At 44.8% G+C, this 13,248-nt stretch carries 8 protein-coding genes; 4 read left to right on the top strand and 4 right to left on the bottom strand.

Translation table 11 applies throughout. From position 1 onward, the window contains the following. Positions 1-231: 231 nt before the first annotated feature. Positions 232-5,532, bottom strand: a complete 5,301-nt coding sequence (locus tag LLG96_19635; protein MCE5252419.1) for a right-handed parallel beta-helix repeat-containing protein — start codon at positions 5,530-5,532, stop codon at positions 232-234. 135 nt (positions 5,533-5,667) lie between these two features. Next, entirely contained in the window at positions 5,668-6,060 is a 393-nt protein-coding gene (locus tag LLG96_19630) for a hypothetical protein (GenBank protein ID MCE5252418.1), read from the bottom strand. 335 nt (positions 6,061-6,395) lie between these two features. On the opposite strand from LLG96_19630, the gene LLG96_19625 reads away from it, so the two are divergent. Together LLG96_19625 and LLG96_19620 are read left to right on the top strand one after the other, a co-directional pair. After that, positions 6,396-7,946: a sugar isomerase gene (locus LLG96_19625; GenBank protein MCE5252417.1), complete on the top strand. Its 1,551-nt coding sequence runs from the start codon at positions 6,396-6,398 to the stop codon at positions 7,944-7,946. Positions 7,947-8,036: 90 nt separating this feature from the next. Next, on the top strand, positions 8,037-9,965 hold the full coding sequence (locus tag LLG96_19620) for a hypothetical protein (GenBank protein MCE5252416.1): 1,929 nt from the start codon (positions 8,037-8,039) through the stop codon (positions 9,963-9,965). Positions 9,966-10,405: 440 nt separating this feature from the next. On the opposite strand, the gene LLG96_19615 is transcribed toward LLG96_19620, so the two are convergent. Further along, a complete protein-coding gene (locus tag LLG96_19615) occupies positions 10,406-11,161 on the bottom strand; it encodes a hypothetical protein (GenBank protein ID MCE5252415.1) in 756 nt (251 codons plus the stop codon). Between the two features lie 89 nt (positions 11,162-11,250). Then, a complete protein-coding gene (locus LLG96_19610; protein MCE5252414.1) occupies positions 11,251-11,961 on the bottom strand; it encodes a hypothetical protein in 711 nt (236 codons plus the stop codon). Positions 11,962-12,166: 205 nt separating this feature from the next. Here LLG96_19610 and LLG96_19605 point away from each other — a divergent pair, with 205 nt between their 5' ends. Both LLG96_19605 and LLG96_19600 read left to right on the top strand, forming a co-directional pair. Beyond that, positions 12,167-12,451: a hypothetical protein gene (locus LLG96_19605; GenBank protein MCE5252413.1), complete on the top strand. Its 285-nt coding sequence runs from the start codon at positions 12,167-12,169 to the stop codon at positions 12,449-12,451. 365 nt (positions 12,452-12,816) lie between these two features. Beyond that, positions 12,817-13,248: hypothetical protein (locus tag LLG96_19600; GenBank protein MCE5252412.1), on the top strand; the 432-nt coding region annotated here is incomplete at its 3' end.

Raw genomic sequence — 13,248 nt, 5'->3', positions numbered from 1 at the left:
CTACGCACATATATAAATAGAACACGGATTTTCGCGGATAAGTTCTTATATAAAAAGGCTGTGAGCACAAGAATTGTCAGCAGAAACGGGATATTCATTTCTGAGGTCTGTATTTCACTTATAACAGATGGATTACAGATTATTTCGGTGAGAAATAGAGGGAAATAGTAAATTTGTGTGTGAAGAAAAAAACGAAGCCATGAGTGATTATGAGCCGGAAGAATAACCGGATTATTTTATCAGCAGCATTTTACCGGCTGTCACCTTGCTGTCCATCGCCAGGTGCGGAAAATATATTCCCGACGAAACGACCGCGCCCCGATCATCCTTCCCATCCCATATGACATGGTGCTTTCCCGCCTGTAACCTGTCCGCGACAAGCTCACGGACGTTCTGGCCTTCGATATTGAATATCGTCAAATGAACGTACCCGTCAGCAGGAAGCGCAAAGGTAATCGTGGTGGACAGATTGAACGGATTCGGCGAACAGGGATACAGATACAGTGTTTCCGGCAGATCATCTTCCGCGTTTATTCCCGTCCAGTAGGAAGGCCGTTCGAGAGGATTCTCGTACGCCCCCATATCGGGAAGTGTTCCTCTCGGAGCTCCGGTAATATCGAATAACGGGGTTTTTTCAGGTGTCCCGGCACCGATACAGGGACTGGAATCCGGAAGACGGAAGTCATCGAAGAGAAGCGGGTCTTTCAGAATATTACCGGAAATATCGCACGAATCGCCGTTAGCGTTGACACCCGATACAATACCGGCGGCTGAGGGCATTCCGTAAAAGACTTCCTTTTTGATGTCCCAGAATGCCGAATTCGATACCGCCGGACTTCCTCCTTCGTTATAGATGCCGTAATCGGTGCCGGTTATAATCACATTTGCAATGTCGGGTACACATACTCCGCTGATACGTATTCCGTAACAATCCGTTCCGGGCTTGACAACATCGGCAATGGTAACATTCCTTATTATCGGTTCCGCATATTTTATTTCCATACCCTGAACTACATTTTCACCGCCGAAATGAGATATCACAACATTTGAAAACACCGGATCGCTGGCAAAAAGACATTTAATTCCGGTAAAACCGCTTGAACAGATTCCCATTGCATTATATGAATTATTGTACCGTATGGCGATATTGTTGAATTTTGGATGACACGACGATCCGGAACAGTATATACCGATGGTTTCTTTTTCTCTGTTTCCATGATTCGCAATTATTACCATATCGTTCGCGACGATATCGGAATAAAAACTGTACACTCCGACCTCATTGTATGATAAAATCGATACCCGGTTGAATACGGGATTAGAATTGACACATCTGATGCCATAAGAAGAGGATGCGTGGATGATAACATCGGATATTACCGGGCATGAACCGTTGGTTATTTCTATGCCGCCGCTTTTGATTATGGAGTTTGTAATTCGCGGATTGGAGTGTTCGTCTATCTGAAAAGCATTAATCACGTACCCTGCAACGTTATTCAAGTTCATAACAATCGGACTGGCATTATAACAAAATAAACCGAGACCATAATATGAATCTTCATCTTTACTTCTAATGGTGAGGTTTTCGAGAAGGGGACTCGAATTCTTACAATAAATTATATTTCGTAATCCATGATCATTTCTGAGCGTAAAACCGTTCAATACCGATGTCGAGTCTTCTCCGCTGACCGCAATCACAGTTCTAACATAATCACCGCCACTGATGATTGTCCTGCCGATGTATGTCGTGTCCTGTGTTGTCATAAACAGCGAACCGACAACGATACTCTTGCCCTTGAAATCGATCTCTTCGGGATATATACCTTCCTTGACAAGGACGGTGTCCCCGGGAAATACATTATCGATTGCCGACTGGATCGTCTTGTATTCTGCCGATGGCACCATTATACAGGTTAAAAGCGTCACGGATTCGGCCGTGATATCGTTATATACTTTTATATCGTAAAGAACTTGACCATAGAAATTCTGATGCCTGAATTTAATCGTATACGTTCCGGATTTCAGAAAAATGGAATATTCGCCGTTTTCACTGGTTGTTGTTCTGCCAGCCTCTTTCGATGTATCAGCATTGACGAATGAAACGGTAATGCCGCTGTGCGACAACATCCCATTGAGATACGCATATCCTCTTACCATAAACGAATCCATTACAGGTTTTAAAGCAGGATTCTCATATGCCCCCATATCGGGAGGTGTTCCTCGCAGAGCTCCGGTGATATCGTATGGAGGGGCGTTTTGAGACGTTCCCGCGCCGATACAGGGACTCGTATTGCGGAGCCGGTAATCATCGGTAAAATGGGGATCGCCAAAGATGTTATAGAAACAATCGCATGAATCGCCGTTTGCATTTACAACGGTCAGAACTCCGTAAGACTCAGGCAGACCGTAAAATATATCCTCATTCATATCACTGAAGGACGAATATGATATCTGTGGATTCCCACCATCATTATAAACACCATAATCTGAACCGGTTACAATGACATTTGCAATATCGGGAATACAATCTTCACTGCAGCGAATTCCATAAGAATCTGATAATGACTGTTTCATATCGGTGATCGTAACATTTCTTATCACAGGACGAGATGATCCCACGATTGAAATACCTGTCGAATGTTTTTCACTGGAACTACCTGCATGAGTGATCAATACATTGTTTATCACCGGCTCGGATAATTCATCACATAGTATACCTGTTGATTCACAATCACTTATTCTAACATTATTGAGGTATGGGTGTGATTCACTCCCGGTACAATAAAATCCTGTACCTGCACCATCTTCGTACCCATATATATCTTGTATCGTTACATCGTCAACCACAGGGCTTGAATCGTTACAATAGATTCCCGCATAATAACATCGTATGATCGTTACGTCGTTTACCACAGGGCTTGAATCTTTACAGTAGATTCCCGAACTAGAACATCGTATGACTGACACACGGTTTATCGTCGGATTAGAATGATCAATACATTGAATACTACTTGCAGCTGTATGATCAAAGAATATATCTGTCAACAGGGGACTGGATTGGTTCATGCAGACAATCCCGTGAAATTCATAACTGTTCCCCATAGGACTCCAGGGATGTTCTGCCTCATGCAAAGTAACATGGTGCACTGTCGGATTCGAATGATTTTCAAAATACATCGCATTTGAATTATTTTCCCAGACCAGAACATTCGAAATGTCAGGACTTGCATTATTACAATATATCCCATACCCTTTATAAGAATCGTATTCATTCCGTGTGATTATAAGATTGTTGATTATGGGATTCGAGTTGTTACAGCAGATTACATTTCTATTGTTAATTCCGCTCGTGAGTGTGAAACCGGTCAATACCGAGGTTGAATCTTCCCCGTTTACAAAGTTGACCACATCACCCGTGAATTCCCCGCTGATAACAGTCTTGCGGATATATGTCGTATCCTGCGTTGTCAGGAAAAGAGAGCCGACAACGAGAGATTTGCCGTTGAAATCGATATTCTCGGGGTAGGTTCCTTCCGCTACAAGAATGGTATCACCGGGGGATGCCTGGTCGAGCGCTGCACGAATGGTCCGAAATGCCGGGGATGGAACCGTCAGCAATTTACTGTGGGGGTACAGTACAACCGGTTCAAGTCTTAAAGATCCATTTATTTCGACATCGAAGCATATGTTATCATAGTAGCCGTCTTTTCTGAAATAAATATTATATCTACCCGGTTTCAGGCTGACCGAAAAATCGCCGTTCATATTGGTTGTAATATTTCCGTACTCATGAGAAGTGTCGTCATTGATAAAAGAAACCGTAATATCCTCGTGATTGTCCTGTTCATGAAGCAGCGCGTTCCCGTCAACCATGACCTCTGATTTATCGGGCGCAGAAGAAGGATTTTCGTATGCCCCGATATCGGGCGGCTCTCCCCTCGGTTTCCCCTCGATATCCGTTTTCAGTGTATCATTCACCGTTCCCGCTCCGATGAGGGGGCTGTACGAACTCAGATGAAAATCCCCCCCGGCGTGGTCGTCAAAAATGGGATCGAGATATATATTGTTGTACAGATCGCATGAATCACCGTTTGCGTTGGTCCGGGAAATGACTTCAGCCGATTCGAAATAGTTATTAAAGATGTTACCTTTTTCATTTCCGGAAAAATCACAGTAGTGCATCTGATAGATACATGCATCCTTTGCATAAATCCCATAATCCCCCCGGTTATGAGCGACGATGGAATTTTCCATATATAACCTTGAATTCGAATCACGAATATGGATTCCGCAACCGTTCATACATGCATAATTTTCAACGATTGTCACATTCTTCAACGTTAATACAGTACCACGTAAAAAAATACCCCCGCCTCCGCTGTAATCATTTACATTGTCGACTCTGTCATTGAGTGTTTTGTTTTTTGTTATAACGGCATTAGAAATATGTAAAAAATCGGAAGATAAACCTCCGGTATATATGCCTCCACCGAACATGCTGGCGGTATTACCATCAATTATCGAATTACTAATTGTCATTTTTGAATAATTGAATATCCCCCCGCCAGAGTAACTCTCGTTTCCGGTTATCGTACAATTCTCAATTGTCATGTTGCTTTTTTTATCACAGTATATTCCGCCCCCTGATGTTTTAGCGCTGTTGTTGGACACCGTAAGGTTTATACACCGTAAATCGGATTCATAACAGTATATACCGCCTCCATTGCTATAACCCGTATTGTTTGTAATAACTATATCCGATAGTGTCATATGGGAGTTATAAGCATAAATTCCCCCTCCGCAGATTTGTTTTTCTTTTTGGATCTGGGCAGTCCAGTTTCCGGTAATAATGAGATGCGACAAGCGGGGAGAAGAACTGAAACATAATATTCCTCCTCCGCCGTAATCACTATAATACGCACCGTTGGTAAGGGTAAAACCTTCCATGACCGACGTTGAATCTTCACCGGATTTGAACGCGACGACACTTCCCCATCTGCCGGCGTCAATTATGGTCTGTGAAATGTAGGTAGTGTCACGGGTTGTAAAGAACAGGGAGCCGAGAATTATGGATTTACCTTTGAAATCGACATTTCCGACATATTTCCCCGGTGAAACAAGAACCGTATCTCCATTGACAGCCATGTTGACTGCCGATTGAATCTTTGAGAATTCTGCGGGAACACTGAGAATCCTGGGATATGCCAGCAATAATACAATTCCAGGCAATTCTGCATAACCACTTATTAATATTTGATTTTCAAACGTATAATCCCGGTACCCTGTTTTCTTGAAACCGAGCGTATATATTCCGGACTGCACATCAAGCGAGTACATCCCTGTCGAATCGGTTGTAGCGATGTATTTCACAGTAGAAGAAGGAGTAACCATGTTTAAATACACTGAAATACCGCTGTAATCCTGTTTATTTTCAAGATATACCCAACCGGTGACCGGTATACCGTATGCAATGGTGATATCGATCAGTAAACGGCAAAGCAGGAATGCACCCATGAATAATTTCTTTTTCATATCATAACATCTCATTGTGATAAATATGAGAGGATCCCGATCTTTTCACATATAAAGTAATTAGAACACGGATGTTAACGGATTTGAATAGTATATATCATTTTTAATTCAGCTTTTTAAAGACTCTATGATTTCTTAGCTGTGTAATACTGTGCCTTCGATTGCATGAGTAGCACCGATAGCTGAAACAAAGTCTTGTCTGATAATGTTATTGGATGATCCCAGGAATGAAGGCAAGTCTCTGATGAATTGATCAGTGCTGATAATATCCTGCATGGTACTTACAAAATCATTAAATACTGAAGTAACAAGTTTTTTAAAAAAGTTCTTTTCAAATTCTTCAATAAGATTAAATTTTATCAATGTATTAAGAGGGCTGTGAAAAAGTATGGTTTTCACGAGCCCGATAATGAAATGTATTGTTTTGATGCTGTCAAGGGCATGTAAATCGGCGCTTTGTGACGACCCTTGACAGCTTATATCCACACGTACAGACTTTATCACAAGACTTTTAAAAGTTAATTCCATTGTATTCCCCTTGTAAGTGAAAACTCATTTTTTCATCCTTTGGTATGCCCATGTATCACAATTATGAGGATTGTTAAATTAGTATATGTCTGATCTTTAAAGAAACATAACAAACATGTGCAGATTTGTCAATTTATTTTTAGAAAAATGCTATTAATTATGGCATTTGTAACTTTAAAAATAATAGATAAATAACTTAAAATATTAAAAATTTTTGCACTGAAAGATGAAAACAGTTTTGTTCTGTATATGAACATTATTCTGATTATTCCCTGAAAGTTCATTAAGGGTAGTGAAAACATCTTATTTACACCTTTATCTCACAGGGGGGCAGTATGTGCTGCGAATGCAATGCGATGAATATCAGCAGGCGAATGTTCATGGGACTGTCAGCCCTCGGTGTTGCCGGTGCACATGCGGCGTATACGGCATCGGCGGCTCCGCAGTCTCCGGCCGCGGCCGGATCGTGGAATCCCGACATGCCGCTTGCGGTCACGGGGGAGGAGCTGCGTGTCCAGCCGGTTCTCGTGTACGACCTCTTCAAAAAGAAACCCGCCACATCATGGAGACCCTGGGGAGGTCTCCAGACAGAGGCCGATATAACCGGTGAAGTCGCGAGAATCACCGGAGAGCTCGATTCCTTGGCGAAAAACGCCGGGTTCCCCGTCCGTATCCTACCCGTCGTAAAGGTCAGAACTGTCGAGGAAGCCGCCCGTATTCGCGAGGCTGACACCTACGATGTCCCGGTGATCTACGCCGCTTCGGGGTGGACGAATGTCATCGAGGGCTCCGTATCGGAGAAGAGGAACAATCTCATCTTTATCCGTCACCGTTCGGGCCCCGTGTACCTCTGGTACGAAATCATTCACAACCGCTTCCTGAGAACGGGCGGCGACAATTTCGAGCTCGACACCTACCGTAATCCCGCCGGCATGGATTACAACGATATCGTCGTGGACGATTACGGCGAGCTCGCGTACCGTCTGAGGGCGCTCTACGGCATCAAAAACTTTACCGGCAGACGGATTGTCGCGCTCGGCGGTTGCTCGGGCTGGTGCTGTCCGAAATCGCCCGATGTTTCCCGTGAGAAATTCGGCATAAACATCATCACGGTCTCCTACGATGAATTAGGGGAGCGGATCAAGGCGGCCCGCGCGGACAGGAACCGTGTCTCCGGAGCGGAAAAGAACGCCGTCACCTACCTCTCCATGCCCGGAACATCCCTCCAAACCGACCGTCAGTTTGTGGTCAACTGCTTTCTCCTCCACAGCATATTCAGGGACCTCCTGGCCGCGAACAAGGCCGATGCGTTCACCATCATGGACTGCATGTCCACAGTGATTCCCATGGCGGAGACCACCGCCTGCCTGACCCTGAGCCTGCTCAACGACGAGGGAATCCCGACATTCTGCGAGTCCGATTTCAATGTCATTCCTTCGGGGATTCTCCTGAACGCCATCTCCGGCAGGCCGGTTTTCCTGAACGATCCCACATTCCCGCACAACGGCATGGTGACCTGCGCGCACTGCACCGCCCCGCGGCGCATGGACGGGAAACGGTACGCCGCGGCGAAGATTGTGACGCACTTCGAGTCCGATTACGGCGCCGCGCCGAAGGTCGAGCTGCCGATCGGCACTGATGTTACGATGATCTGCCCCGACTCCGGCCAGAAGGAGTGGCTCGGTTTCAGGGGCACGATCGCCGGTAACCCGTTCTACGACATCTGCCGTTCTCAGTACGACATCGAAATCGGGGGAGACTGGAAGAAGCTGCTCCGTGATCACCGCGGCTTTCACTGGATGATGGCATGCGGCGACTACACCCGTGAGATGGAATACGCCTGCCCGAAAATCGGCGTCCGGTGGGTCAATGTTTCGGAGGGATGAAAAGGGGGGGATGGGTTTGATACGGGCATGTTACGTTCATGTGAATGACGGGTTTTGATTTTCAGATAATCCGATGTAAGGAGGCATCAGGTGAGGCAATTACGTATCGTTTTCATTGTGAATTTCATCGTATTGGCATGTACACTCTCTCCGGTTTTTTCCGAAGACGCCGTCACCCCCGGAAAATTCATCGTCGAACCGCCGACACTGCTGTGCGCCGGTTTCGAATGGCAGGTGAACGGCGACGATAACCGTAACGCCACGGTGGATGTGACATTCCGTAAAAAGGGCGATACCGCATGGAAAAACGCGCTCCCGCTTCTCCACATCGGCGGCGAGCACATCGTTCACGAGGTGGTCGCACTGGACTATACCGCGCCGAACATGTTCGCGGGAAGCATCTTCGAGCTCACTCCGGGAACCGAATACGAATGCCGGTTCGAAATGAAGGACCCCGACGGGATCAGGGGTGATGCGGTGAGTACGGTCACGGTGAAAACACGGCAGGAACCGAAGGTTCAAGAGGAAGGCCGTGTGCTCCATGTCTATCCGCCCGATTACAAGGGACAGAAAGAGGAGCCGTCATTCACAGGTCTTATGCATGCCTATTACGGCCCCGGACGGAGTCTCTGGGGGTCCGGCGGGGAACATGGCGCCCGGCCCGGCGACATCATCCTCATCCATGCCGGCGTCTACAAATCGGATCGCCTGACGTACTACGAACCCCTGTGGATGCATTTCCACGGAACATACGCGCTCACGAAAAGCGGCACACCCGACAAACCCATTGTCATTCGCGGTGCGGGTGACGGCGAGGCGATATTCGACGGCGACGGTGTTTACCGTTTGTTCGATGTCATTTATGCCGATTACACCCATATCGAGGGTATCACCATCAGGAATTGTGATGTGGCAATCATGGCCGGACTCAAATTCGCCCACGGATGCCAGGAGCTCGTTGTCCGCAATTGCCGCATGGTGGATGTAGGCTGCGGCATCAACGCCCAGTACGGCGGCAGTCGTAATTTCTATATTGCCGACAATGTGATACTCGGCAGGAAAATCAACCTCCCGGGATGGACGGAAAAATGGGCCGATGAATCCCTCCGTGCTCCGCTTGTCTCATTTATCGGTGTCGATGTAAACGGCAGCGGTCATGTGGTCTGTAACAATTATCTCGCGTACTTCCACGATGGCATCGACATAACGGAGCAGGGTCCGACGGAGCGTGAGGACTGGAAAGTGTGCTCCATCGATTTCTACAACAACGATCTGTACATGATGTCGGACAATTTGATCGAAGCTGACTGCGGCTCGCACAACATCCGCGTTTTCAGAAACCGTGGATTCAACGTAGGGGCCGGCGCCCTGTCCGCGCAGCCGATCTACGGTGGCCCCTGTTACTTCATCCGCAACATTGTCTACCATGCGCCGCGTGGAGGAGCGTTCAAATATAATATCTATCCCATCGGCGTGCTCACCTACCACAACACCCTCTGCTCCGAGTGGGCGGGATCGCCCCCGTTCCAGAACACCCACCTGCGCAACAATCTTTTTCTCGGCACCGATACGCCCAAACGACCAATCCTGAATGTGAGCACCTACACGAGCAGTACGACATTCGACTACGACGGCTACCGGCTGAACCGCAATTCCGATGTACAGTTCATGTGGCGTTCTCCGGCCGGTGGTAAACGATTCGATTACGACCTGAAGGAGCCGCTCGGCGGTTCGTTCGCCACGCTCGACGAATTTTTCAGGGTGACAGGCCGTGAGGAGCACGGGGTGATCGTGGATTACGATATCTTCAGGAAGGTGACCCGTCCCGATCCGGAGAAAACCAATACGATCTACGATCCAAAGGATTTCGATTTCCGTCTTGTTCCCGGTTCGAAGGCAGTCGATTCAGGCTGTGTGCTCCCCAACATCAACGACGGCTATTCCGGGAAGGCCCCCGACCTCGGCGCATATGAGATCGGCGACCCGGAGGTTGTATACGGGCCGAGGACACGGAAGTAAAGACGGGTGGAAGGAAGAAGTAATACTTGCATAACCCGGCTCCTTTATTCTTCTGCTCCGAAGCATGTGTGGCGACTATGCCCGAGGGATGTAATATGCATGCTAAAAAATCGGTTTAAAGTGGGTAAATATTTTGGAGGGGTTAGGCAGAGGGGGGTAGGGAAGGGATCACGAGTGAATGACGAACTGCGAGCTCGAAAGGACACGGATACATACTGGCAAATTGATGACTATGTGCATTGTATTTGCATCCCAGTAGGAAATGATAATATTGGTCAATTGATGATTTTTAATGTGTACAATAAGGGTGCGATGTAAGTGATTACGCAAACTGGTTATAAAGAAACGATTTTATTTCTTGGTTAAGCTTGAGATATTTAGTGTTTTCATGCTTTGAACAACTTTTTATGAGGTATAAAAAATTAAATTGAAACACAGCCCTAAGGGTCACTTGAACCATTTTTTATGTTTTCTTTTTTTTGCTTTTCAACGGATTGAATTTGCATAATCTCGATTTCTCCTTTTTTTCTACGCTTTTTTCTACGCTGAATTTCACTTAAAAACAACATTGAAGCTAAAACGGTCGTTATTGAAAATAATGTAGGTAAAATTATAAAAGATTTTTCTTGAAATATAGATAATTTTGTGGAGGTATTTTTTAAATATGTTGTTGTTAACACTATTAAGATAGTCATCATCGCTGATAATATACCGAACATGATGCTTACAAGTTGAACCGACCGTTCCCTACTTTCAATTAAAATTGAAGAGGATGTTTTGATGTCCTGCTCTAATTTCTCTTTCTTTGTTATTTTTTCATTTTCAAATTCATTCAAATCTGCCAAACGATTGCAATAATCTTCTTTGGTTTTTGCAGATATAAAACTTGAATCCATTACTTCTTTTATTAACTCTTGAGCAATTTCTCTAATACTATAAATATCTTTTTTATCAACAAAGTATTTTCTGGCTGTTGAATTTCTTAATGATTCTATTATCTCTGGAGTAGGCACAATATTCTCAGAAATACCAGGTCTAATCGAATAAATAATTTCACGATTTGCTGAAAATACTTTTTGAATATATTCTTTATTTTCTCTTTTTGATAGGACTGAACGTGAAATAATAGTTACAACCAGCCCACTTAATATTCCACCACCAATGCCAATTATCCAGGGATTATTAACAATGTCCATATTTTATTCTTTTTAATAATAGTGCACCTTAAATAACCAAGCTAAGCCACTATGTTAAACCGTAGTTGAAGCGCATTGATAGGGGCAACCTAAAAGTTTATGTAACGCTCAAGCAATAAAGGTTCTTTTTCACCTTCTATATACACACGAGCTAAACATAGCATCGGCCCATAAGCAGATACTTCTAGCCTGAAAGAATCGCATTGGTTTGTTTTTATCATGGGGTGCTTAAAAAACTTTGGTCCTAATTGATACTCCACTTTATCAATAATCCCTTTTGATAACGGACCTTCTCCATGTTGTTGAAGCCAAATCACAATATCCGCTACTTGTCCCGGGGTAATAGAAGGTCGCCAACTATGAACAAGAAATAATCCCTTTTTTTCCTCATATGATTTTTTTCTTTTTTTCTCAAGATCGTCTTCGCCAATGCGAATGTCCCTTACCGTTGTCACTTTTATTGGTTCTGAAACATTTACATTGATTTTACCAGCAACAGAAACATTTTCTGGGACAAAATTTTTGAAAGTCTCTTCTTGTCTCTTCAACCACTCTGAATAGAACGGATCATCTTGGAGCTCTTTTCTGAAAACAGTCTGCATCAAAAAAACACCGGTAAGAAATAAAGGCACAAAAATAATGGCAGAAATCACTAAAGTTGAAGCTATCCAAGTAGGGCTATTTATTTTTGCCGCGGCTGTAAGAAAAGTAGTATCAATGAGCAAAAGCGCTATGAACCAAACAGCCATTAACTGAATTGGTCTAGTAATTTTATGAGCTTCTATTTTATGAGTTTCCATAAGTAATGCCCTAATCGTTAATTCTATCCTTCTTCATAATGCCCATTATAACATTTTTTTATTGAATTACAAGTAAATAATAAACTATTTTCACAATAAATCTATTCTTTATGATACCTCCAATAAAGACAAATACCCGGAACCCGGATTACCGGGATTGAAGGGATTACCCGGATTTTTTTAAATCGTGGTCATCCTGTAAATCATGAAAATCCCGGTTCAAAGTTTTTTGGGGGAGGTGCGGGAGGCAGATGAGTTAATGCCGCATAGGGATTCATCTAAAGACAAAAACCTGGAACCTGGATTGCCGGGATTAAGGGATTACCCGGATTTTTTTAATCGCGGTCATCCTGCTAATCGTGAAAATCATGGTTCAAAGTTTTTGGGGGAAGTGCGGGAGGCAGATGAGTTAATGCCGCATAGGGATTCATCTAAGGACAAAAACCCGGAACCCGGATTGCCTGGATTAATGGATTACCCTGATTTATAATCGCGGTCATCCTGCTAATCGTGAAAATCCCGGTTCAAAGTTTTTTGGGGGAGGTGCGGGAGGCAGATGTGTGATGCCGCATAGGGATTCATCTAAGGACAAATACCCGGAACCCGGATTACCGGGATGAAAGGGATTACCCGGATTTTTTAATCGTGGTCATCCTTCTAATCATGAAAATCCCGGTTCAAGTTTTTTGGGGGATTGCCGGGAGGCAGATGTGTTGATGCCGCATAGGGATTCATCTAAGGACAAAACCCGGAACCCGGATTACCGGGATTGAAGGGATTACCCGGATTTTTTAATCGTGGTCATCCTGCTAATCATGAAAATCCCGGTTCAAAGTTTTTTTGGGGGAAGTGCGGGTGGAAAATGTGTTGATGCCGCATAGGGATTCATCTAAGGACAAAAACCCGGAACCCGGATTACCGGGATTGAAGGGATTACCCGGATTTTTAATCATGGTCATCCTGCTAATCGTGAAAATCCCGGTTCAAAGCTTTTTTGGGGAGGTGAGGGAGGCAGATGAGTTGATGCCGCATAGGGATTCATCTAAGGACAAAAACCTGGAACCCGGATTACCGGGATTAAGGGATTACCCGGATTTTTTTAATCGTGGTCATCCTGCTAATCGTGAAAATCCCGGTTCAGATTTTTTGGGGGAGGTGCGGGAGGCAGATGTGTTGATGCCGCATAGGGATTCATCTAAGGACAAAAACCCGGAACCCGGATTACCGGGATTGAAGGGATTACCCGGATTTTTAATCATGGTCATCCTGCTAATCGTGAAAATCCCG

It is taken from the genome of bacterium, assembly GCA_021372535.1.
Classification (GTDB): domain Bacteria; phylum Latescibacterota; class Latescibacteria; order Latescibacterales; family Latescibacteraceae; genus JAFGMP01.
The sequence above is the reverse complement of the archived record's forward strand: the minus strand, read 5'-3'. Positions and strand labels throughout refer to the sequence as shown.